The organism is Paramagnetospirillum magnetotacticum MS-1, from assembly GCF_000829825.1.
Taxonomy (GTDB): Bacteria; Pseudomonadota; Alphaproteobacteria; order Rhodospirillales; family Magnetospirillaceae; genus Phaeospirillum; species Phaeospirillum magnetotacticum.
Window position 1 is genome coordinate 1,061,866 of the sequence record NZ_JXSL01000030.1, and the last position, 22,660, is coordinate 1,084,525.

A 22,660-nucleotide genomic window follows, 5' to 3' on the forward strand; every position below is an offset into this window, starting at 1 on the left:
CCAGGACCAGGGACGGAGGTTTTTCAACCAGGAGCGCTTAGCCGCCGCCCCGGAATCCTCAGCCGCCGAAGACCTTCTTGAGAAGATCGGTGGAGCGGCTGGCCGGGTTGGTGCGGATGGCGGCCTCTTCCTGGCCGAGATATTTGAAGATGCCCGACAGCGCGTAATCGAGCACATGGTCGGTCAACATGGACGGGCCGGATTTCAGCGCATCGCCCACCATGGGCAGGGTCTGGGCGGCTCCGGCCATGTTGGAATAGGACTGCACCGCACCTGATTGCGACACGGTATTGTCCACCACAGGGCGCATGGCGGTGCGCAGATCGGGGGTCATGCTGCGCTTGAAGTACGAGGTGGCGGCGTCCTGGGGGCCGTTCAGGATGCCCCGGGCATCATCGAGCGTCATCTTCTGCACCGCGTCCCAGAAAATCTGCTTGGCCTTGGGCGTGGCGGCCTCGGCGGCGCGGTTGAGCTTCAGTTCCAGATCGTCGGCCATCTGCGACTTGCCCACCAGGGCCAGGCCTTGGCGGACCTTGGCCAGTGTGTCGGGCAGCGGAATATGGACCGCCGGATCGCTGTTGAAGCCGTCGGAGCGCCCCAATTGGCCGGTGACCTTGTCGGCGGCGACGCGCAGCGCCTCCTTGAGGCCCGAACCGATCTCCGAGGTGGACAGCGACGAGCCCGCCGTGGCGCCGGACGAAGCGGACGAGCCTCCCACCCGTTGTTCCAACTCCTGCTTGACCAGGCCCTTGCCCATATCCATCAGGCTGCCCTGGGCGAGGGCCGGGGAGGCGCAAAACATCACGGCCGCGGCAGTCATGCACGCGGTCTTGGCGAACGGGCTCATTCTCAGGCCTCCAGAATTTGCAAGATGGTGCCGTCGGCACCGAAGCAGGCGGCGGTCAGGGTGCCCCCCTGGCCTGAACCGGAATCAAGGGTGGCGGAGAAGGGACCGAAGGTCGCGCCGCCCTTGCGGCGGTCGGCGCCGCGCACCACCAGTTTGAAGCCGGAATAAGGCTCGTCCAGACCGGCGAACAGGCTGGAGCCCCACCAGAAGGCGTCCACCTGGGCCGAAAGCGGCCTTGTGGGATCGAGACCGGCATGGGTGAACAACAGCACGTTGTCGTCGGTGAAGGCGGCATGCTTCAGCACGCTCATCAGCGTGGTGTGGCCGTCGTAATTACGCATGGTCTGGCGCAACTGGCTGGTCCAGCGGGTCAGCGCCAGGATGCCCTCGCGGATGGCGTTGCTGCCCTCTTCCACCGAGCCGCCATAGGCGGCGATGGTGGGCGCGATGCCGTGATCGACCATCCAGCGCAGTACTTCCGCGGGATTGGGGGCGAACTGCAATTGCAGCAGCTTCTGCCACATCTCTTCCTGGGTGCCGCGCAGATAGACCACATCCTCGACCTCGACGCCGGGCTGGGCGATGAAGGAGCGGCGGAAGGTCAGCAATTCGTCGATGGTCTGCAGCACCGGGGCACCGCAGCCCAGGTAATCGCCGAGATAGACCAACTGGTCCCCCGGCCGCATTTCCTGGGCAAGGCGGGCATGAAGGGCGCACAGCCGGGCATGCTCGCCCCTGACGGCGGCGACGGCCCAGATACGGGCGCCGCCCCGCAAGGTGGCGAAGACGTTGGAATCAGCCAGAGTCGTGGACGGCCGGTCGGCTTCGACGTTCATATATCCGCTCGGGTTTTGCAACCGGACGACATGGTCGCAGTCACCGAGGCAAACATCAAGCCGCTTCGAGCAGGCCCTGCAGCTTCTCGGTCGCCGCCTGGGTGTCGATGCGCTCCACCGCCGCCAGTTCCGACGCCAGCCGTTCGAGCGCGGCCTCGTAAATCTGGCGCTCGGAATAGGACTGGTCGGGCTGGTTGGCATTGCGGTGCAGGTCGCGGACCACCTCGGCGATGGAAACGGGATCGCCGGAATTGATCTTGGCCTCGTATTCCTGGGCGCGGCGGCTCCACATGGTGCGCTTGACCTTGGCGCGGCCCTTGAGGGTGGAGAGCGCGGTATCCATGACCGAGCGCGAAGACAGCTTGCGCAGGCCCGACTTCTGGGCCTTGGTCACCGGCACGCGCAGCGTCATGCGGTCGCGGTCGAAGGTAATGACGAACAATTGCAGCTTCATGCCGCCGATTTCCTGGGTCTCAACGGCCACCACCTGGCCCACGCCGTGGGTGGGGTAAACCACATAGTCGCCCTGGGTGAAAGAAACGATCGTCATCTTCAACAATTCCCTCGACAGAAGGTCCGGATCCGGCAAAAGCGCCCGATACGCCCACACAGAGACGAAAGATGTTCGCCAGCCTCGCCCTTGACGGGCTGGTTCAAATCTCGCAGCTTGTCTTGGTGGGCGAACTCCCGCCCCGATGGCTTTGCCAATAAGGTGTCCGTCGGCACAGTTCGACGGACTTGCCCTTATAGCACAGGCGCCTTCCGTGAAGAACAGGAAAATTCCCCAAAGGCCTGCGTTTGCGCCGTCTCTCCATGCGCAAACGCCGCGCCACGACCCTCTGGGTCTTGGCGCGGCGCCCGCTACAATATCTTGCGAAGAGGATCAGCGGCCCGGCTTGGGCGACAGCAGCTTGGCCTTGTCGGGCTTGCCCTTCCAGTCGTCGGCATCGGCGGGAGCATCGCCCTTGCGGGTGATGTTGGGCCATTCGCTGGAATACTGGCGATTGGTGTCGGTCCAGGCGGCGGCGGCGGGATCGGAATCCGGGAAAATGGCCTCGGCCGGGCATTCCGGCTCGCAGACGCCGCAGTCGATGCATTCGTCGGGGTTGATCACCAGGAAGTTCTCACCCTCGTAGAAGCAATCCACCGGGCAAACTTCGACGCAGTCCTGATACTTGCACTTGATGCAATTCTCGGTGACGACGTAAGCCATGTCGTTCTCCAATATCCCTTGAAACCGTGATGCGGCGGGCAAGGATTGCCTGCGGCGGAACAAAATCCGGCGGAAGCGATATCACAGTCACCCTCCAGGCTCAACCCTGGCGGGGCTAGGGTCATTTCACGGAACCGGATTGCGCAGCCTGACCGGCGTCCGCTTGCCGCGCCGGGCAATGAGGTTGAGGATCTCGATCCCTAGGGAAAAGGCCATGGCGAAGTAGATATAGCCCTTGGGCATGTGGAAGCCCGTACCGTCGGCCACCAGGGTCGCGCCGATCAGCAGCAGGAAGGACAGCGCCAGCATCTTGATGGTGGGATGGCGCGCGATCAGGGCCGACAGCGGATTGGCGGACGCCACCATCACCACCGAGGCCAGGATGACGGCGGCCACCATCACCCACAGGTCGCGGGCCATGCCCACGGCGGTGATCACCGAGTCCAGAGAGAAGACGATGTCGAGAACGGCGATCTGGGCGATCACCGCCGCCAGGCCCGCCGAAGCCGTCGCCGCGCCATCGGACGGGGCATGCTGCTCCTCGCCTTCCAGGCTGCCGTGGATTTCGTGGGTGGCCTTGGCCACCAGGAAGGTGCCGCCGCCGATCAGGATGATGTCGCGCCAGCTGACCGGGTGATCCCAGACCATGAAGACCGGATCGACCAGCCCGACGATCCAGCTGAGCGAGGCCAGAAGTCCCAGGCGGGTCAGGACCGCGAAGGCCAGGCCGAGGCGCCGCCCCAGGGGACGCTGATGCTCGGGCAGGCGGTTGGAGATGATGGCCAGATAGACCAGATTGTCGATGCCCAGCACGATTTCGAGCAGCGCCAGGGTCGTCAGACTGATCCATATTTCGGGATCCGAGATCCAGGCCATGATCATGATCATCCTCGAGATTGCTTGGACTGAAGGGAATGTACGGGATTCGGGCCGCGAGTCCACGCCCCGAACCCTTAATTCCGAGTAACCTTGGCCGAGGCATTTGGGTTTTGACCGCGGCCGAAACCCCCTATACCATTGCGGCGAATACATGTTTTGCATATTCCCGTCCGAAAAGAGGGACCTGGGGTGACGAAAAGCAAGGACTCGGCCCAAGATGGGGGTTTGGCCGATCGGGCGCCCTGCGCTCCGAGTGAGGCGCTGCCGCGCCTGGCCGAGGCCGAGGCGCGCCTGGACGGATTGACCGCCAACCTGCCCGGCTTCGCCTTCCAGCGCATTCTTTCCAGCGATGGGGCCATACACTATCCCTGGTTCAGCGCCAGCATCCGGGCGGTGCTGGGCTTTGCCGCCGAGGCCATGGGCGTCAATTCCCAGGGCTGCCTGCATGCCGTCCATTGGGCCGACCGCGATGCCCATCTGGCCGAGATCCGCCGTTCCGCCGCGGATCTGGACACTTGCCGCGAGGAATTCCGCGCCATTACCGCCCATGGCGAGGTCCGCTGGCTGAAAGGCGCCGCCGAACCCCGGCGTCAGGAGGACGGTTCCGTCCTCTGGGACGGGGTGATGGTGGATGTCACCGACGGACGCCGCGCCGAGCTGCGCCTGGAAATGCTGATGGACCATGCCGGTGATTCGCTCATCGTGGTGGAAACCGACGGCACCATCGACAGCGTCAATGCCGCCGCCGAGGCCTTGTTCGGCTGGACCATGGCGGAGCTGGCGGGCCGCCCCTTCAACACCTTGCTGCCGCAATCGCTGCATCACGACGATCTGCTGGAATCCGCCGAGGTTTCGGCGGGCGGTATTGTGGGCGGCGGCGCGCGCGAACTCATGGGATTGCGCAAGGACGGCTCCACCTTCCCCCTGGAACTGTCCACCACCGAGGTCCGGCTGGAAGGCCAGCGCCTGTTCATCGGCATCGGCCGCGACATCACCGAGCGCAAATTGACCGAGGCGGCGCTGCGCGAATCCGAGGAAAGGCTGCGCGCCATCGCCGCCAATGTCCCCGGCATGGTCTTTCAGCGAGAGCTGCGCCCCGATGGTAGTCTTTCCTTCTCCTATGTGAGCGAGGGCTGCCGCGCCATCTTAGGCCTGGGACCAGAACAGTTGATGGACAATCCGCAGTTGTTTCTGGCGCTGATTCCCGAGGACGAGCGGCAAAGCTTTTATGCCGGGCTGGGCCGCTCGGCCCGGACCATGGAGCCTTTCGACGAGGAAATGGCCGTCCCCGGAAGCGATGGCCGCCGCCGCTGGCTGCGCGGCCAGTCGCGCCCGACCCTGCGGGCCGGCGGCAATGTGGTCTGGGATGGGGTGATGCTGGACGTCACCGACAGCAAGCTGGCGGAACAGCGTCTGTCCTTCCTGGCCTATTTCGATCCCCTGACCCGGCTGCCCAACCGCACCGCCTTCCTGGAGCGCTTCGCCGCCGCCCGCGAAACCGCCGCCCGCGACCAGACCATGCTGGCCGTGGTCAGCGTCGGCCTCGATCGGCTGGGCATCATCAACGCCACCATGGGCCACGGCATCGGTGATCAGGTGCTGATGGCGGCAGGCGATCTGCTGCGTGCCGCCCTGTCGCCCAACGACGTCATCGCTCGGACTTCGGGCGACCGCTTCTTGGTGCTGATCACCGGGCTGGGCTCCAAGCGCGAGGCCATGGACGCCCTGGACCGCCTGCGGGGCTCGGCCCATGCCACGGTGGCTGCGGCCGGACAGGATTTCGATGTTTCCGCCGCCATGGGTGCGGCGCTCTATCCCCGAGACGGCGAGGATCCCGAGACCCTGATCAAGAACGCCGATGCCGCCCTGCAATTGGCCAAGGCGCAGGGACCAGCCTCTTTTCAGATGTTCACCAAGGAAATCAGCGCGCGAGCCGCCAAGACCCTGTCGCTGCAGACCCGCCTGCGCCGCGCCATCGAGCATGGCGAGCTGACCGCCCATTACCAGCCCCAGGTGGACCTGGCGGGCGGTAATGTGGTGGGCATGGAGGCCCTGGTCCGCTGGAACAGTCCGGATCTGGGTATGGTCTCGCCCGTCGATTTCATCCCGGTGGCCGAGGAATCCGGCCTGATCGACGGCATCTGCGAATTCATGCTGTGGGAATGCACGCGCCAGAACAAGCAATGGCAGACCGAGGGATTGTCGGCCATCCCCGTGGCGGTCAACGTCTCGGGCCGGCAGTTCCAGTATGCCCGGCGCCTGCTGTCGGCCTGCGAGAGGGCCCTGGTGGATAACCATCTGGACAGCCGCTGGCTGGAAGTGGAACTGACCGAAAGCTCAGCCATGCGCGACGCCGACAACGCCATCGTCGTGGTCAATCAGCTGAAGGAGATGGGCATCGCCTGCTCCATCGACGATTTCGGCACCGGCTATTCCTCGCTCTCGGTCCTGAAGCGTTTTCCCATCGCCAAGCTGAAGATCGACCGTTCCTTCGTTCTGGACGTCACCACCGACCCCAACGACGCCGCCATCGTCGACGCCATCATCGCCATGGCCAAGGCGCTGCGGCTCAAAGTGGTGGCCGAAGGCGTCGAGCATCAGGCGCATCTGGATTTCCTGCGCAATCTGGGATGCGACCAGATCCAGGGTTATTTCTTCAGCCGCCCACTGCCCGCCGAGGGCATGCGCGCCCTGCTGGCCGAGGGGCGGCGTCTGAAGATGCCGAATCCGGAGCGTCTTACCGTTGACGCTTAGATCTTAGAAACGTCATAATTTCAGATAGATACGGCACACTACCTCGTGCATCTTATCAACGGCCAACATTGGCAGTTGACGGAATTGATCGTTTCGCCCTATTCATTTCGGGTGGGTGAGGGCACCCGTTCCGACCGTCGAATCCGGGCCATGAAAGATCATAGCGCGACCGCCGCCGCCAATCCGGTGAAGCATTCCTACACCATCCCCTGCGCCAGCGCTTTCCGCGACGCGGTGGACAAGCTTGCCCTGCGTCGGCGGGTCAATGTGGGCGATATCGCCCGCTCGGTCCTGCTGGTGGTGCCACCCGAGACCATCGCCGCCTATCCCGATCCCGGCGAGCCCGAGCCCGAGGACCGCGAGACCGTCATCCTCAAATCCGGTCCGGCCGAGGGACGCCCCTGGCGGCGCAAGCCCCGTCTTCAGGTGCGCATGGCGCCGGGCTACAGTGTCGAGGCCATTCGCCGGGCCCTGGCCATGGCCCTGGCCTTGGCCCAGGGCGATGTGCGGTTGAGAGTCGAACGGCCGGGCGAAGAGGTCACTGCCGCTCCTCCTCCTCCTCCTCCTCCTCCTCCTCCGCCGCCGCCGCCTTCCCAGGCCGAGCCCGCCTTTCCCAAGGTGGAACGCCGCCGGGGCGTGCGCGAGCAGGCCACCGCCATCGCCAGCGCCAACGAGGAAATCGAGCGCCTGCGCGCCATCATCAACGTGCTGTCTTTCGAGCCCTTGCCGGGCGGCGTGATGACGCGGGCCGACGCGCTTCACATCCTGGGCTTCCCGCCCGGCGCAACCCCTGACCGGCGCATGGTGCGGGCCAAGTTCCGCATGCTGGCCACCATCCACCATCCGGACAGCAATCACGGCAATCACCACCGCATGAGCCAGCTCAACCAGGCCATGGAAGTGCTGGCGGATTAAGACCCAAGGCTGCTCATCATGAAAAAGCCCGCCCCTTCTGGGGGCGGGCTCGTTCGTTTCATCGTGGCCGGCGGCTACTCGTCGCGGCGCACGCCCATGAACTGCAGCAAGAACATGAACAGATTGATGAAGTCCATGTAGAGCTGCAAGGCGCCGAACACCGCCTTCTTCGAGGCGACTTCGCTGTCGTCGCCCTCCCAGTACATCTGCTTGATGTTCTGGGTGTCGTAGGCGGTGAGACCCGCGAAGATCAGCACGCCCGCGGCACTCATCACGAAGTGCAGCATGGGGCTGGCCAGGAAGATGTTGACGATGCCGGCGATCATCAGGCCCCACACGCCCATGATCAGGAAGCTGCCGAAGCCCGACAGGTCCTTCTTGGTGGTGTAGCCATAGAGGCTGAGGCCCGCGAAGGCCGCCGCGGTGATGAAGAACACGCGGGCCACCGAGGCGCCGGTGAACACCAGGAACACCGAAGCCAGCGAAGCACCCATCAGACCGGCATAGACCCAGAACAGGGTCGAGGCGGTCGAAGCGCGCATGCTGTCGATCTTGGCGCTCATGAAGAACACCAGACCCAGCGGAGCCAGCATGAACACCCATTTGAGTGGCGAGTAGACGGCGATGGCGGTCAGGGCAGGAACGCTGGCGATCACCCAGGCGACGATGCCGGTGAGAGCCAGGGCCGAGGCCATGTAGTTGTACACACTCAGCATGTACTGCCGCAGACCCACGTCGATCTGAGACGCCTCCGCCTGGGCGGCACTCATGTATCTACGGTCTGATCCGAAAGCCATGGTCGTTCCTTTGAACACTCAGTTGAACCTGCCCACCAATATGAGGCAGTTCCCGAAAGAATCAAGTTACCGGATTTTCACTCGTTTCTTAGCAACGGCGCCGCCTTGGCCCCCAACGCCTTCCAGGTCCCGATGAAGCCTGCCAGCAGACTGGCGGTGACGCAGGCCGCCAGCGTCGCCGCCGTGGCGCCGGGCAGGAACACCCAATCGGTCTTCATGACGTAGAGCAAAATGGCGCGCGCCGCCATGGACCCCACCAGGGCGGCGGCCAGACCGGTGACCAGGCCGATCAGGGCGAATTCGGCCAGATGGGCCCGCCATAGCTGGCCGCGGGTGGCGCCCAGCACTTTGAGGACCACCGCTTCCCACACCCGGCGGCGGTGCCCGGCCATCACGGCGCCTGCCAGCACCAGGGCCCCCGCCGCCAGGGTCACCAGACCGGCAAGGCGCACCGCCAGATCGGCCTCGGCGATGATGGACTTGGCGGCGTCCAGCACCTCCTTGACCCGGATGGAGGAAACATTGGGCAAATGGTCGGTGACCGCCTTTTCCACCATGGAATCCATGTCGGGGGCGGTACGCAGGCTGGCGATGTAGGTGTGGGGCGCGCCCTCCAGGGTGCCCGGCGACAGCAGGAAGGCGAAGTTCATGGTGAGGTTGGACCAGTCGATCTGGCGCAGATTGGCGACCTCAACCTCGATCTCGCGGCCCAGCACATTGAGCCCCAGCCGGTCGCCAACCTTGAGCCCAAAGCCCTTGGCCACGGCGGCGTCCACCGAGGCCAGCGGCGCGCCCCGGTAATCCTCGGGCCACCACTGGCCCGCCACGATGCGCGCGCCGGGGGGAGGTGATGCCGCCATGGACAGGCCGCGATCGCCCCTGGCCGCCCACTGCGTCTCGGGCGCGATACTCGCCTGTCCCACCGGTACGCCGCCAATGGAGGAAATGCGGCCCCGCACCAAGGCGGCCTTGGACAGGATTGAGGCCGGATCGGTCTGGCTCACCACCCGCTCCAACATGTCGATCTGATCGGGCTGGATATCGATGAAATAGAAGGACGGCGCCTGTTCAGGCAGTCTTTCGCCGAACTGGGCGGCCAGATTGCCCTCCACCAGGGCGATGGTCACCAGCACGGAAAGCCCCAGACCCAGGGACAACACCATGCCCACCACCGCCGAACCGGGGCGGTGCAGATTGGCCAGGGCCATGCGCCAGGTGGGTCCGGCTTTCTTTCCATGCCGGGCCGCCAGGACCGCCGCCGCCTTGGACAAGGCCCAGGCCAGGGCGCGAAACAGCACCAATGTGGCCGCCGCCGCGCCCACGAACCAAGCGGCCAGGGGGCGGTTGGCGGCCGACACAACCGCCAGCCCGGCCAGCCCGCCTGCGGCCAGGACCAGCGCGGCCAGGACGGGTTTGCCGATCCGTCCCGGCTCGGGCGCCACCAGACGGCGGAACAGCACGGCCGCCGGAATTGCCTTGGCACGCGCCAGGGGCCACAGGGTGAAGACCAGGGCGGAGAGCGCACCGAACCCGGCGGCGATCATCAGCGGGCGGGGATAAAGCCCGACCTTGAGTGCCAGGGGAATGCGCTCGGCGCCTAGTTCCGCCACCAGGGGCACCAAACCGGCACCCGCCGCCAGCCCCAGCAGGATACCGATCGCGGCCAGCAGGCCCACCAGCAGGAAATAGGTGGCGAAGATCAGATTGGACGGCGCGCCCAGGCATTTCAGGGTGGCGATGGTGCCGATACGCCCGTCCAGATAGGCTTTGACCGCATTGGCCACGCCGATCCCGCCCACCAGTAGGGCGGTCAGCCCCACCAGGGCCAGGAAGGACGCCAGGATATCGAGGAAGCGGCCCACGCCCGGCGCGGCCTCGGCGGCGTCGCGCATCTGCCAGGGCGCCTCGGGAAAGCGCCGGGCCAGTTCGGCCTTTGCGGCGGGCGTCCCGCTCGGATCGGGCAGGAGAAGGCGCAAGGTGTAACGCACCAGGGAGCCGGGGCGGATCAGGCCGGTGGCCTCCACCGCCCGCTTGTCCACCATCAGCCGGGGGCCGAAGGACAGGGCCGTGGCGATGCGATCGGGTTCCTTGACGATGACGGCGGTGATGCGAAAGACGGCATCACCCACAGCAACCCGGTCGCCAAGCTTCAGCCCCAGGCGGTCCAGCAGATTGGCCTCGGCCGCAGCACCCCATGCGCCGTCGTGGAAAGCGAAGATGCCCTCACCCCGCCCCTCCTCCAGCTCTGCTGGGGGAGGGAGGGACCCGCGCAGCGGGGGGGAGGGGGCCAACTCCAATCTCCCCACCAGGGGATAGGTTTCATCGACGCCCTTCAGTTCCACCAGGGAGCGGCGCGTATTGCCGTCCACCTGAATCATGGCCCGCATCTCGAGTCCTTGGGTGACCTTTCCCAGGCCCGAAAGAACCTCCAGCATGTCGGGAGCAAAGGGCTGGTGCGTCTGGCGGATATCCAGATCACCGCCCAGCATGGCGCGGGAGTCCTCGGCCAGCGCCGCATCGAAGGCGGCGCGCAAGCTGCCTGCTCCGGCAATGGCCGCCACCCCCAGGGCGAGACAGGCGACCAGCACCCGGAAGCCCTTCAACCCGCCGCGCAATTCCCGCCGCGCAAAGGTTAGCGCAAGACGGATCACGGCTTGATCTTCCCGTCCTCGACCCGGACCACCCGCGAGCACCGCGCCGCCAGGGTGTCGTCATGGGTGACCAGCACCAGGGCGGTGCCGAAGCGGGCGTTGAGATCGAACAATAGATCCATCACGGCGCGGCCCGTGACGCCGTCCAGATTGCCGGTGGGCTCGTCGGCCAGCAGCAGTTTGGGACGTGGCGCGAAGGCGCGGGCCAGGGCGACGCGCTGCTGCTCGCCGCCCGATAGCTGGCCGGGATAGTGGGTTGTCCTATGTGCCAGTCCGACCCGGCCCAGTTCTTCCGCCGCCGCCCCGAAAGGATCGGCATGTCCGGCCAGTTCCAGGGGCACCGCCACATTCTCCAGGGCGGTCATGGTGGGAATCAGGTGAAAGCTTTGAAAGACGATGCCGATCGTATCACGGCGAAAGCGCGCCAGAGCGTCCTCGTCCATGGGGCCGAAATCCTGGCCTTCCACCACCACCTTGCCGGAAGAGGGGCGTTCCAGCCCGGCCATGATCATCAGCAAGGTGGACTTGCCCGAGCCCGAGGGGCCGACCACGCCCAGGGTCTCGCCCGCCGCCACCTGCAGGTCGATGGCATCGAGGACATTGACCTCGCCCGCCAGGCTCGCCAAGTTGAGACTGATGGCCTCCAGCGAAACCAGGGGAAGGCCGTTGATGGGACGCTGATGCATGCGGGGGCGACTCTCTTGGGCAATCGGGGCAAGTTGGGCAGAATAAACCGCAACAGGCGCTGGGTCTTGCGATATGGGGCCGTCCTGACTCTTGTCAATCTACTGGGAGGAGGCGCCATGGCCCGTGCCGCGACCACAAAACGCATCCTGGCCCTGGGAGATTCGCTCACCGCCGGGTTCGGCCTGGCCCCCGAAGAGGCCTTTCCCGCCCGGCTGGAGCGCGCCTTGCGGGCCGAGGGCCGCGACGTCACCCTGATCAATGCCGGTGTCTCGGGCGACACCACGGCGGGGGGCAAGGCCCGTCTGGACTGGGCCCTGGCCGCCAAGCCCGATCTGGCCATCCTTGAACTGGGGGCCAATGACGGGCTGCGCCGTCTCGATCCCGCCCTGACGCGGGCCAATCTCGATTTCATCTTGAAGCGTCTGGAGGCGGCGGGGATTCCGGTTCTGTTGGCTGGCATGCTGGCCCCGCCCAATTACGGCAAGACTTTTGAGGCCGAGTTCAAATCGGTCTTCACCCATCTGGCCGCCTCCCATGACGTGGTCTTCTACCCTTTCTTCCTGGACGGCGTGGCGGGCGAGGCGCGTCTTTGCCTGCCCGACGGCTTGCATCCCAATGCCAGGGGCGTCGATCTCATCGTCGAGCGCATCCTTCCCTCGGTGCGCAAATTGCTGGAAAGGGTAAAGCCGTGACTGCCGATCCCGCCGATCCCTTCCGCGTCGCCTACGCCAAGGCCGATCATTGGGGCATCGCCGCCAAGGCCTGCCTCGACCGTTTGACACCGATTCCGCCGGGCGCCAATTTTGGCTTTCTCTACGCCACCGAGGCCTTCGCCCTCAATCTCTCCTCCATGCTGACCTTCCTGCGCGAGACCACCCGTATCGAGCATTGGGTGGGCGGTGTGGCGCCCGGCCTATGCGTCGAGGATGCGGAGATCCGCGATGAAGGCGCCGTGGCCGCCATGATCGGCCATCTTCCCCCCGACCAGTTCCGCGTCTTCATCGGCGATGCCGCCGATTGGGCCAAGCGCCATTTTCCCTGTGTCGGGCTGGTCCATGGCGATCCGCGCGACCCGGATGTCCCCAAGGCCGTCACCGATCTGGCCGCCGAGGCCGGTTTTCTGGCCGGGGGCCTGATGTCGGCATCGGGCCCGGCCGCCCAACTGGCCGGGATCGCCACCGATGGCGGTCTGGCCGGTGTGCTTCTGGGTTCAGGGATAGAGGTGCTGACCGGTATGACCCAGGGCTGCTCGCCCTTAGGGGAAGTTCACACCGTCACCGAATCCTGGCAGGGCGTGGTCATGGCCCTGGACGGCCGCCCGGCGCTTGACGTGCTGAAGGAGGAGGTGGGCGAATTGCTGGCCCGCGATCTGCGCCGCATCGCGGGCTACATCCATGTGGGCCTGCCCGCCGAGGGCGACGACAGCCATGATTATCAGGTCCGCACCCTGATCGGCATCGATCCCGGCCAGGGCTGGATCGCCATCGGCGAGCATGTGGAGGAAGGCGGCCGACTGATCTTCGTGCGCCGTGACGCCAACGCCGCCCGCGCCGATCTGCGCCGCATGCTGATCGGTCTGAAGGAGCGGCTGGACGGCCGCCCCATCCGGGCGGGGCTTTACGTCTCGTGCACCGGGCGCGGCGAATACATGTTCGGCCATAAGGACGCCGAACCGGAATTGCTGCACGAGGTGCTGGGCGATTTCCCCCTGATCGGCTTTTTCGCAAATGGCGAGATCAGCCGCGACCATCTCTATGGTTTCACCGGCGTGCTGACCCTGCTTCCGGGACCCAGACCGTGATCCGCCTGTTCGTGGGGATCGGGTTCGACGAGGAACTGAGCGCGCGTATGGCCGCCTTGCAGCGGGGCCTGCCGGGTGCGCGTTGGGTCGATCCCGCCGATCTGCATCTGACGCTGCGCTTCATCGGCGAGGTGGCCGAGGATCTGGCCGAGGAAATTCACCTGGGACTCGCCGCCCTGGCCGAACCGCCCTTCGCCTTGACTCTGAGCGGGCTGGGCCTGTTCGGCGACCGCCATCGGGCCCACACGCTGTGGGTGGGGGTGGAGCGCTCGGACGCCCTGTCTCGCCTGGCCTCGCGTATCGAATCCGCCGTGGTTCGGGCGGGTGCCTCGCCCGAGCCGCGCAAATTCAATCCCCATGTCACCCTGGCCCGCCTGAAAGACACCCCGTCGGGACGCCTCCAGGATTTCATCGACGCCAGCGGTCCTTTCCGTGAAGAGCTGGTGGCGGTGGAGCGGTTCACCCTGTTCCGCTCGACCCTTGGCCGTCAGGGTGCCCATTACGATGCCTTGGAACATTACCCCCTGGGGTAGGCCCACATCTTGGGTCGAAGTGGCAAAACGCAAACATTCCCTTGTTCAAGGCCAGTCTTCACAGTATTTTCAAAGCCATGATCGGATCGCCTTTCCGCATTGCGCTGTGCCTTGCCGTCGCTCTCGGGGCGGCGGCCTGTACGCGCGGCACGCAATTGCCGCCCTCCTCGGCGGCCAATGCCAATGGCGAGCAGCCCGCCAATTTTCAGCTGGTCACCGATATTCCCATTCCCTCGGGCGCCACCATGGATAACGAGCGCTCGCTGATCCTGTCGGACCGCGACCGATGGACCGGTCGGGTGGTGATGACGCTGTACAATTCCGCCAATGAAGTCACCGCCTTCTACCAGCAGCAGATGCCCAATTTCGGCTGGCAGCCCATGATGAGCGTCACCGCCGAGACCAGCGTGCTGACCTATGTGCGCGGCGACCGTGCCGCAACCGTGCAGGTGGAACGGCGCACCGTTTACGGTTCCCTGGTTTCGGTCACGGTGGCGCCCAAGCAATCGGATGGCGGCGGAAGCTTTGAATCTGCCCCGGCACCGCGCTCGGCGCCTTCAAGCTCGATCCGTTCGGAACAACTGCCTCCGCCCAAGCGCTGAGACGGCGCAGCAAAAAAGCCCCCAAAGGGGGGCTTTTCGCAATCGGCCAAGATGTGCCAGCCTTATAAGAGGCGTCCGCGCACCTCGGCGATCAAGGTTGTCAGGGATTCGAGGGCCACGCCGTCGCGATCCATCAGGCGATGGATGATGGGGTCGGCCATGACTTCGTCCAAGGTCGGTTCCGCGCAGCCTTCGTAATAGGCGATGGCAAGGGCGGAGCGACCGCCGGGCGCGGGGCCAAGACGGCGCACGCCACGGAACTCGGCCGGTTGCGGGGTGGATCTGTACGCGCCTGACAGCATGGCAGCCCCCTATTTCCGGATTTCAACACAAGACGGACTATACAGTAGTTGCCGAAGAATTTACAGAGTCACTTTGGTATCAATTATTTTACTTTTATGTAAACGATCGCAGTGCGGCAAGTATTGCTGCGGCGCAATAACTATCTGATATGGACTGATCCAGAAGCACATCATATGGGATGGCGCGCTCGGGTTATCAAGAAGGTGCGGTCACGGTGTCATCGGATTTTAACAGTCCCGGCCTTGCGCGCTCCCATCACGGGGCCGGTATCGCCGCCATGCTGGCCGCCACCTCGCTGTTTGCCGGCATGGATGCGATGGCCAAGCTGCTGATGGCCGAGTATTCGGTTATTCAGGTGCTGTTTTTCCGGGCCGGATTCGGCTTGATTGCGCTGATACCCCTTTTGTGGCGCGGCGGCATGGGCGTCATCGTCACCGCCCGGCCCTGGGCGCATGTGGCGCGGTCGGGCATCGCCCTGGTGGCGGTCAGCTGCTTCTTTCTGGCCATTCACCGTTTGCCCCTGGCCCAGGTCACCGCCATCGGCTTTGCCGCGCCGTTGCTGATCACCGCGCTTTCGGTTCCGCTTCTGAAGGAGCGCGTCGCCCTCGGCCACTGGCTGGCGGTGGCGGTGGGATTTGGCGGTATTCTCATTGTGGCCGGTCCCGATGCCTGGAGCGGAGATCTGCTGGGGGCCGGGGCGGCGCTGGCCTTGGCCGGGACCTTTCTCTACGCCCTGGCCATGGTGCTGATGCGCGATATGGGGCGCACCGAGGCGGCGGTAACCACGGTATTCTGGTTCTCCATCCTGACCATTGTGCTGACGGGGGCGGCGCTTCCCCTGGTGTGGCGGGCGCCCGACGCCCAGGCCTGGGGCCTGTTCGCCGCAGCCGGAATCCTGGGCGGCGTGGCCCAACTGCTGATGGCCCGTGCCGTGCGTCTGGCCCCGGCCTCGGTGGTGGCGCCCTTCGACTATTTCCACATCATCATGTCGGCCAGCCTGGGCTGGTTGCTTTTCGCTGAGATTCCAAGCCTCAACACCCTGACCGGCGCCCTGGTGGTCGTGGGGTCCGGGCTTTACGTGCTCAGACGCGGCGGGAAATAGACACAATCTCCTTGGCCCACCGGCCTGGCCCGCGTATGCTCTGGCTGAGACACAACGAAGTCGCATAATCTTTTGTCGGAGGGAGTAGTGCCAAAGCCCTTTTCCGCCATGGTGATCGCCTGTGCCCTGGGATGTCTTCCCACGGGGGCCGGGGCCCATTTCCAGGAGCTGATTCCGTCTTCCGACATCGTGGCAGAGCAGGGCTCCCGCGACATCCGCCTGGACCTGGCCTTCACCCACCCCATGGAGATGGGGCCGGTGATGGAGATGGCGCTGCCGGTGCGGTTCGGCGTCTTGAGCGGCGGCAAGGCCCGCGATCTAAAAGCGGATCTCAAGCCCGCCAAGCGGGATGGCAAGACGGTATTCGGGGCCGAGTTCCGTTTCGAACAGCCCGGTGATCATGTCTTCTATGTGGAGCCCGCACCCTATTGGGAAAAGGCGGAGGGCAAGTGGATCATCCATTACGCCAAGGTGGTGGTGGATTTCGCGGGCGGCGGCGGCTGGGACAAGCTGGTCGGGCTGCCGGTGGAGATCGAGCCCCTGGTCCGGCCCTATGGCCTGTGGACCGGCAATTTGTTCCGGGGAATCGTGCGCAGGAACGGCAAGCCCGTTCCCTTCGCTGAAATCGAGGTGGAGTGGCGCAATGACGGTTCGGTCAAGGCCCCGTCCGATCCCTTCATCACGCAGGTGATCAAGGCCGATGCCTCGGGCCAGTTCGCCTATGGCCTGCCGCGCGCCGGATGGTGGGGCTTCGCGGCCCTGGTGGAAAGCGAGAAACCGGCCAAGAGCCCAGAGGGCAAGCCCGCCAAGACCGAACTGGGCGGCCTGATCTGGGTGCGCGCCCAGGATATGAAGTAGGGGAGAAACCAACACTTGGCCCATATTCCCGATGGCGTGTTGTCCGGTCCGGTGCTGGTGGCGGGGGGAATCCTTGCCGCGGTCGGGGTGGCGCGCGGGCTGAAGGAATTGGAGCCGGAGCGGATTCCCAAGGTGGCCATGCTCTCGGCGGTGATGTTCGTGGCCTCGCTGATCCATCTGCCCGCCGGTCCGGCCTCGGTGCATCTGCTGCTCAACGGTATGGCTGGGATCATGCTGGGCTGGGCCGCCTTTCCCGCCCTGCTGGCCGCCTTGCTGTTGCAGGCGGTGCTGTTCGGGTTCGGCGGCTTGCTGGTGCTGGGCGTCAACACGGTTAACATGGCGGCGCCCGCCGTCCTGGCCGGGCTGATCTTCCGCCGCTTGGCCAAGGATGCGTCGACGCGCCGAATCGCCATGATCGCCGCCCTATGCTCGGGCGGGGCCGTGCTGCTGACGGGCGTGATGGTGGCGGGGTCCCTGGCGGCTTCGGGTCGCGAATTCGAGGCCGCGGCGCGGCTGGTGGTGTTGTCCCATCTGCCGGTGATGGGGATCGAGGCGGTCTTTGCCTCCGCCGCCATCGGCCTCTTGGCGCGGGTCAAGCCGGAGGCGCTGGCATGAGAAGACTGGCCGCCATTCTCGTTCTGCTGCTTTGGGCCGCGCCCTCCCAGGCCCACAAGCTGAAGCTCTTCGCCTCGGTGGAAGGAAACGACATCGTCGGCTCGGCCTATTTCGTCGGCGGTGATAAGGCCGCCGGTGTTCCCGGCCGCATCGAGGGTGCCGACGGATCGCCGCCGCTGGCCTTTACCACCGGACCCGACGGCGGCTTTCGCCTGGGCGTGATGGCGCGCATGGATCACACCATCTCGGTGGAATCCGAGGACGGCCATGCCGCCCGGTTCATCATCCGCGCCGAGGACTTGCCGCCCTCCCTGCCCGAGGGCAAGCTGATGGCCGCGCTGCCCGAGACGTCCCAGATTGAAGCGGCCATCGCTCGGCAGATCCGTCCCTTGCGCGAGCAGTTGGACGCTTATGAATCGCGGACCCGCCTGCATGACGTGATGGGCGGAATCGGCATGATTTTCGGCCTGTTCGGCTGCTGGGCCTGGCTGCAATCGCGGCGGAGGGGATCATGAGCCTGATGGAACGCCTCGATCCCCGCACCCGTCTGGTGGCGGCCCTGCTCTTCGCCTTGGCAGAGGTTCTGGTGCCTTCCCTGGCGGCCCAATGCGCCGGATTGGGGCTGGCCGTGACCGCCGCCCTGGCGGCGCGCCTGCCTTTGGGCGCCACCCTGCGCCGTCTGCTCGGCCTGGAAGGCTTCATGGCCGTGGCGCTGGTTATGCTGCCTTTCACGGTGCCGGGCCAGCCGCTATTCAGCCTGTGGGGGCTGGACGCGTCGCAAGAGGGGCTGCTCCGTGCCGCCGGGATCGCCATCAAGGCCAATGCCGTGGCGGTGGCGCTGTTCGCCCTTCTGGGCGCCATGGAGATGCCGGTCCTGGGCCGCGCGCTTGGCCGTCTGGGAGTGAGCGGGCGTTTCGTCCATCTGTTCTTGTTCACCACCCGCTATTTGTCGGTGATGGAGGAGGAATACCGCCGTCTGCGCCTTGCCATGCGGGCCAGGGCCTTTCGCCCGCGCACGGGCCTGCATTGCTGGCGCTCCATCGGCTATCTGTTCGGCATGCTGATGGTGCGGTCCCTTGAGCGGGCCGAGCGTATCGATGCCGCCATGCGGTGCCGAGGATTCACGGGCCGCTTTCCCACCCTGGAGGACGATGTCGAGGCGGGGCCGGGCCGTGTGGATCTGGGCTTCGGTGCGGCATCGGCGGTTGGGCTGGCCCTGGTCATCGCCGTGGGGATGGTGTGACGCTGATCCGTCTCGAAACTGTTTCGCATGCCTTCGACGCAGCCCATCCGGTGCTGGACGGCGTGGATTTCTCCCTGGATTCCGGGGAGAGGGTGGCTTTGCTGGGCGCCAATGGCAGCGGCAAGACCACGCTTTTGCATGTCATGGTCGGTCTGATCCGGCCCCAATCCGGGCGGGTTCATGCCTTTGGGCGCGAACGCCGCGCCGAATCCGATTTCGTCGAGGTCCGCGCCAAGGCCGGGCTGTTGTTCCAAGATGCCGACGACCAGTTGTTCTGCCCCACCGTGGCCGAGGACGTGGCCTTCGGTCCGCTCAATCTGGGCAAGAGCAAGGCCGAGGCGCGCCATATCGTCCATGCGGTACTCGACCAGCTGGGCCTTGCGGCCCTGGAGAACCGGGTCACCCACAAATTGTCGGGTGGGCAAAAGCGTCTGGTTTCCCTGGCCGCCGTGCTGGCCATGGAGCCCGAGGCCTTGCTGCTGGACGAGCCGACCAATGCTTTGGACGAGGCGACGCGGGCAAGGCTGCTCGACATCCTGGCCGGGCTGCCCCAGGCCATGGTCATCGTCTCCCACGACCGCGAGGTGATCGAGCATCTGGCCACGCGGCGGGTGAGCCTGGAGCGTGGGATTCTAACCTGAAATGGAAACCGGCTTGGAGGTCGGGCCCAGAGCGTCCAACGCCTTCTTCAGGCGGGGCTGCGAGTCGAGGCGCGCCGCTCCGGCCTCGACGCCGCCCACATAGGCGGTGGACAGCAAGGCGGAATAGACCCGCTTCATGTCATCCAGGCAAGGGGGCGGCGTTTCCGCGTTGGTCAGGCGGTCGGCCAGCTTGCGGGCGGCGTGGACCTGGCCGCTCTGGCAGAAATCCTGTTTGAAGCGCTGTTCGCCCAAAGTGGTGAAGGCGATCATCAGGAAGGCGGTGAAGCGGCGGATATCGCCGCCCAGCACCGGCAGCAGCGCGCGGATCACGTCCACATGGGTGGCCGCCACCTGAGAAACGGCGCGGCGAACCTGGGACGTTTCAGATTTGGGGAACAGACGGGCCAGATCCATCTGCTGGACCACCCGCCACAGCATCTCGGGCTCCACCTCATCCTTGCCAGCCACCAGCAGGCGTCTGGCGTCGTCGAGCAGCAGCGGCACCCGCCCATCGCGCGGGATGTTGCCTGGCGCGCTCAGCGCCTGCAACTCGGCGGCCTCGCGGATATCGAGCAGGCGCGAGCCCAGATCGCTGACTACCGAGGGGCTCATGGGCGTGTAATGGGGGATCAGCATCACCTGCCAATCAAAGCGCAGATAATCGCGGATGACCTGGTACAGGGCTTCGGACCGGGCGTGGGGCTTGGCCGCGGGCTTTTTCGGCGGCGGCGGATGGGCCAGCCCCAGGGCGACGGCCATGCGATTCATGACCGATTGCTTGGGCGGCGGAATCTGGAACCTGGCGCGGAAGTCCAGCTTGGCGCGGAAATAGCGGCGCGCCGAGGCCCGCACCACCAAGGCCACCGCCTCGGCCAGGGTGCGGCCGCAGGCCAGGACGTCCTTATCCTGGGTGATGGGCCGCTTTTGGGCGTCGGTGACCACATGGGCGAACAGTTCGGGGCGGGTTCTGAACAGGCGCAGGCACTCGTCCAGCATCTTGGGATCGTTCATGGCCTTGTCATAGGCGGCGTTGCGCGGCAGTCCCTTGAGCGCCAGGACTTCATTGCGCAGAACGCCGATGACCGGTCCTTCCAGCGCGGCCCGAATGGCCTCGATGCCAGGATCGGCATTGGACCACTGCGTACTGGGGCTGGAATTCCCTTTGCTCGTCTCTTTGCGCCCAGACATATCGTTCACATCTCAAGTCAATACATTCACATTCGGTTCACGCTACGCTCATAATCATGCAATTTCAACCAACTTAATTGGATGATAATTAATATCCCTTAGGTATGTTGGGCGATAATTTTATGAATACATGACACAAAGTTTGAATAAAATTTTATCTAATTTTATTATTTATGCTTCCTATAATTTCCCGTCCGCCGTTCCGATTCTCAGCGCGACGGAGTAGAATGGGGGCTCGTCACAGCAGCGGGAGAGGCAGATGCACGGCGGCCATCATCACGACGACGACCGCGGGCATGAGCACAAACATCAGCATGCCCACGAACACAGTCACGTTCATGCTCATCCCCATTCCCACGCGGACGTGACCCATAGCCATGCGCACGCCCATAGCCATGCGCATGAACACCTGCACCAGCACTCCCATCCCCATGGGCATGAGGTTGACGGTAGCCACGGCCACGATCACGAGCCTGCCAAGCACGCCTGGAAGCCGCACGAGCACAAGCACGCCGATGACGAGCTCGGCGGTCATGATCACGAGCATTGATGGGGTTTGGACTTAGTCCTCGTTTTCCAACGAGGCGACGTAGCGCAACCCGTCCAGCGCGGTGTCGAACCAGTCTTCGCGGGTTTCGTCCTCGGCATGGACCAGATAGGCCGGGCGGCGGAATTCCGGCGCTCCGGTCACTTCGAACAGGCGGCCCGCCGACAGATAGGAACGCACCACCCGCATGGGGAAATAGCCGGTGCCGCCATAGGCCAGGACATGCTGCAGCCCCAAGGCCCCCAGCCCCACCTGGACGGCAGGCGTTTTCATATCGGGAAAGGCTTGGCTGTGGGCGGCGCGGAATTCCGGACCCCAATCCACGAGCACATAATCCTCGTCCCAATCCGATACGGCGCGGCGCCGGGTCGAGACCAGGACCAAGCGCTCTTCCAGCAGCTTTTCGATATGCAGGCCGGGCCGCGACAGGGGCGAATACATGACGCCCAGATCGAGCATACCCTCGATCAACTGGCGCATCAGCTGATCCGAGCTTCCCACCTCGGCCTTCAGCGCCACGTCGGGCATGGCGGTACGCATCCACGGAATCCACTGGACCAGCAGGCGGTCCCACAAGGAGAACTGGCCGCCCACATTCAGCACGGTGCGAAAGCCCGCGGGCAGTGCCAGTTCCTGGCGCGCCTGTTCCCAGACCCGGACCATGGTGGTGGCGTAGCGGCGAAACTGCATGCCAGCGGCGGTCAACTGGGTGCCCGACTTGGAACGCACGAACAAAGGCCGCCCCAATTCGTCTTCCAGCGCCTTGATGCGCATGCTGACCGTCGACTGGGTCACCGAGAGGCGTTCGGCGGCCTTGTTGAAGTTGCCGGTGTCGACGATTTCCAGGAAGGTGCGGGCGAGATCGATATTCATAGTGCGGCCGGAACGAGGGCAGCACGATGCTGCACTGCAATAGATGGCAGCGTTTTATCTGAACCGCGCGAGAAGTTCAACTAGCTCGCGGTCTGTAATCGGAAAGTTTGATGCATGGGTGGGGATCGCCCACCCATGCAGGCAGGAATGGCTTAGGCGTTCGCCCGAGCCTTGACGTTACCGCGGCTGCGGTCGACATATTCCTTCAACTGGCGCTCCATGCCGGCAAACGCCTCGCGCAGCGCCACATAGATATCCTCATTGACATGGCTGTCCTTGGGATCGCGCTTCACCACCAGTTCGTCACCGGGGACCGTCAGGGCGAGACGGATATGGAAGGGCTCGCCCTTGTGGTGCAGGTTCGAGGTGTTCTTGTGGTGCTGCTCGATCACCACGCGGCAGCTGGTGATGCGATCGAAGAGATGCTCCAGTTTGGCCACCTTTTCGCGGATGCGGGTTTCGACAGCATCGGAATGATCGACACCGTGAAAGGTGATCTGGAGGGGAATCTGCATCAACGTCTCCATTCTCTCGGTTCGCCCTTGCCGGGCTTTATGGGCGGCGGCCGGGCGACTCGGTTCCTTTATAAATCCCGCCGTCTGGGCGGGACCTTGAAGCTCGGGGCGCCATACATAGCCATTTACAATGGCCTTGGCAACGTCCGGAGCGAACCTTCATTGTCTCGGAGAATCGCGGCACTTGCAAGCTGGCGCAGCTCCCCTCATATCAGAGCGCCCATTCATGCAACCCCTCACTTCCGGGAGATGGAACCGTC

General features: G+C 65.0%; 25 protein-coding genes. 12 read left to right on the forward strand and 13 right to left on the reverse strand.

Annotated elements, in window-relative coordinates:
- Positions 1-58: 58 nt before the first annotated feature.
- The 5 genes from CCC_RS17520 to CCC_RS17540 all read right to left on the reverse strand — a co-directional run bounded on the left by CCC_RS17520 (position 59) and on the right by CCC_RS17540 (position 3,778).
- The gene (locus tag CCC_RS17520) at positions 59-847 is read right to left on the reverse strand and encodes a DUF4197 domain-containing protein (RefSeq protein WP_009869201.1); all 789 of its coding nucleotides are present in this window, start codon (positions 845-847) and stop codon (positions 59-61) included.
- A gap of 2 nt (positions 848-849) precedes the next feature.
- Positions 850-1,683 carry a diadenosine tetraphosphatase and related serine/threonine protein phosphatase gene (locus CCC_RS17525; protein ID WP_009869200.1) on the reverse strand — a complete coding sequence of 278 codons (834 nt, stop codon included), beginning with the start codon at positions 1,681-1,683 and terminating at the stop codon, positions 850-852.
- Between the two features lie 55 nt (positions 1,684-1,738).
- Positions 1,739-2,233: a CarD family transcriptional regulator gene (locus CCC_RS17530; protein ID WP_008618419.1), complete on the reverse strand. Its 495-nt coding sequence runs from the start codon at positions 2,231-2,233 to the stop codon at positions 1,739-1,741.
- 333 nt (positions 2,234-2,566) lie between these two features.
- Positions 2,567-2,896, reverse strand: a complete 330-nt coding sequence (gene fdxA / locus CCC_RS17535) for a ferredoxin FdxA (protein ID WP_009869199.1) — start codon at positions 2,894-2,896, stop codon at positions 2,567-2,569.
- 126 nt (positions 2,897-3,022) lie between these two features.
- On the reverse strand, positions 3,023-3,778 hold the full coding sequence (locus CCC_RS17540; protein ID WP_236686403.1) for a TerC family protein: 756 nt from the start codon (positions 3,776-3,778) through the stop codon (positions 3,023-3,025).
- Positions 3,779-3,964: 186 nt separating this feature from the next.
- Between CCC_RS17540 and CCC_RS17545 the strand changes: the two genes are divergently transcribed.
- Positions 3,965-6,529, forward strand: a complete 2,565-nt coding sequence (locus CCC_RS17545; RefSeq protein WP_236686404.1) for a sensor domain-containing protein — start codon at positions 3,965-3,967, stop codon at positions 6,527-6,529.
- A 150-nt stretch (positions 6,530-6,679) separates the two neighbouring features.
- A complete protein-coding gene (locus CCC_RS17550; protein WP_052473341.1) occupies positions 6,680-7,444 on the forward strand; it encodes a J domain-containing protein in 765 nt (254 codons plus the stop codon).
- 74 nt (positions 7,445-7,518) lie between these two features.
- Here the strand turns inward: CCC_RS17550 and CCC_RS17555 are convergent, their stop codons facing one another.
- The 3 genes from CCC_RS17555 to CCC_RS17565 all read right to left on the reverse strand — a co-directional run bounded on the left by CCC_RS17555 (position 7,519) and on the right by CCC_RS17565 (position 11,578).
- The gene (locus tag CCC_RS17555; protein WP_041042211.1) at positions 7,519-8,241 is read right to left on the reverse strand and encodes a Bax inhibitor-1/YccA family protein; all 723 of its coding nucleotides are present in this window, start codon (positions 8,239-8,241) and stop codon (positions 7,519-7,521) included.
- Between the two features lie 77 nt (positions 8,242-8,318).
- Positions 8,319-10,892: an ABC transporter permease gene (locus CCC_RS17560; RefSeq protein WP_041042213.1), complete on the reverse strand. Its 2,574-nt coding sequence runs from the start codon at positions 10,890-10,892 to the stop codon at positions 8,319-8,321.
- The gene (locus CCC_RS17565; RefSeq protein WP_041042215.1) at positions 10,889-11,578 is read right to left on the reverse strand and encodes an ABC transporter ATP-binding protein; all 690 of its coding nucleotides are present in this window, start codon (positions 11,576-11,578) and stop codon (positions 10,889-10,891) included. Before CCC_RS17565 ends, CCC_RS17560 begins: the two co-directional genes overlap by 4 nt.
- A gap of 117 nt (positions 11,579-11,695) precedes the next feature.
- On the opposite strand from CCC_RS17565, the gene CCC_RS17570 reads away from it, so the two are divergent.
- The 4 genes from CCC_RS17570 (at position 11,696) to CCC_RS17585 (ending at position 14,515) form a co-directional block, all read left to right on the forward strand.
- Positions 11,696-12,271 (forward strand): arylesterase, encoded by a 576-nt coding sequence (locus CCC_RS17570; RefSeq protein WP_009870410.1) that lies wholly within the window; start codon positions 11,696-11,698, stop codon positions 12,269-12,271.
- Complete coding sequence (locus CCC_RS17575) at positions 12,268-13,380, forward strand: FIST signal transduction protein (protein ID WP_009870409.1); 1,113 nt, start codon at positions 12,268-12,270, stop codon at positions 13,378-13,380. The genes CCC_RS17570 and CCC_RS17575 overlap by 4 nt, the downstream gene beginning before the upstream one ends.
- A complete protein-coding gene (gene thpR / locus CCC_RS17580; RefSeq protein ID WP_009870408.1) occupies positions 13,377-13,913 on the forward strand; it encodes an RNA 2',3'-cyclic phosphodiesterase in 537 nt (178 codons plus the stop codon). Before CCC_RS17575 ends, thpR begins: the two co-directional genes overlap by 4 nt.
- 77 nt (positions 13,914-13,990) lie before the next feature.
- The gene (locus tag CCC_RS17585; protein WP_009870407.1) at positions 13,991-14,515 is read left to right on the forward strand and encodes a hypothetical protein; all 525 of its coding nucleotides are present in this window, start codon (positions 13,991-13,993) and stop codon (positions 14,513-14,515) included.
- 62 nt (positions 14,516-14,577) lie between these two features.
- On the opposite strand, the gene CCC_RS17590 is transcribed toward CCC_RS17585, so the two are convergent.
- On the reverse strand, positions 14,578-14,817 hold the full coding sequence (locus CCC_RS17590) for a hypothetical protein (protein ID WP_009870406.1): 240 nt from the start codon (positions 14,815-14,817) through the stop codon (positions 14,578-14,580).
- 215 nt (positions 14,818-15,032) lie between these two features.
- Here CCC_RS17590 and CCC_RS17595 point away from each other — a divergent pair, with 215 nt between their 5' ends.
- From CCC_RS17595 to CCC_RS17620, 6 genes are all read left to right on the forward strand, one after another.
- Entirely contained in the window at positions 15,033-15,920 is an 888-nt protein-coding gene (locus tag CCC_RS17595) for a DMT family transporter (protein ID WP_041042586.1), read from the forward strand.
- An 87-nt stretch (positions 15,921-16,007) separates the two neighbouring features.
- The gene (locus tag CCC_RS17600) at positions 16,008-16,778 is read left to right on the forward strand and encodes a DUF4198 domain-containing protein (RefSeq protein WP_041042219.1); all 771 of its coding nucleotides are present in this window, start codon (positions 16,008-16,010) and stop codon (positions 16,776-16,778) included.
- 15 nt (positions 16,779-16,793) lie between these two features.
- Positions 16,794-17,393: a cobalt transporter CbiM gene (cbiM, locus tag CCC_RS17605; RefSeq protein WP_009870403.1), complete on the forward strand. Its 600-nt coding sequence runs from the start codon at positions 16,794-16,796 to the stop codon at positions 17,391-17,393.
- A complete protein-coding gene (locus tag CCC_RS17610; protein WP_009870402.1) occupies positions 17,390-17,908 on the forward strand; it encodes a hypothetical protein in 519 nt (172 codons plus the stop codon). The genes cbiM and CCC_RS17610 overlap by 4 nt, the downstream gene beginning before the upstream one ends.
- On the forward strand, positions 17,905-18,636 hold the full coding sequence (cbiQ, locus tag CCC_RS17615; protein WP_009870401.1) for a cobalt ECF transporter T component CbiQ: 732 nt from the start codon (positions 17,905-17,907) through the stop codon (positions 18,634-18,636). The genes CCC_RS17610 and cbiQ overlap by 4 nt, the downstream gene beginning before the upstream one ends.
- Entirely contained in the window at positions 18,633-19,277 is a 645-nt protein-coding gene (locus CCC_RS17620) for an energy-coupling factor ABC transporter ATP-binding protein (protein WP_009870400.1), read from the forward strand. Before cbiQ ends, CCC_RS17620 begins: the two co-directional genes overlap by 4 nt.
- Here the strand turns inward: CCC_RS17620 and CCC_RS17625 are convergent.
- From CCC_RS17625 to CCC_RS17640, 4 genes are all read right to left on the reverse strand, one after another.
- The gene (locus CCC_RS17625; RefSeq protein WP_009870399.1) at positions 19,269-20,465 is read right to left on the reverse strand and encodes a hypothetical protein; all 1,197 of its coding nucleotides are present in this window, start codon (positions 20,463-20,465) and stop codon (positions 19,269-19,271) included. The two genes, CCC_RS17620 and CCC_RS17625, sit on opposite strands and share 9 nt — an antisense overlap.
- Before the next feature lie 238 nt (positions 20,466-20,703).
- The gene (locus CCC_RS22490) at positions 20,704-21,000 is read right to left on the reverse strand and encodes a hypothetical protein (protein ID WP_160295544.1); all 297 of its coding nucleotides are present in this window, start codon (positions 20,998-21,000) and stop codon (positions 20,704-20,706) included.
- Between the two features lie 27 nt (positions 21,001-21,027).
- Positions 21,028-21,885: a LysR family transcriptional regulator gene (locus CCC_RS17635; RefSeq protein WP_009870397.1), complete on the reverse strand. Its 858-nt coding sequence runs from the start codon at positions 21,883-21,885 to the stop codon at positions 21,028-21,030.
- A 152-nt stretch (positions 21,886-22,037) separates the two neighbouring features.
- A complete protein-coding gene (locus tag CCC_RS17640; protein WP_041042221.1) occupies positions 22,038-22,400 on the reverse strand; it encodes an HPF/RaiA family ribosome-associated protein in 363 nt (120 codons plus the stop codon).
- Positions 22,401-22,660: the final 260 nt, after the last annotated feature.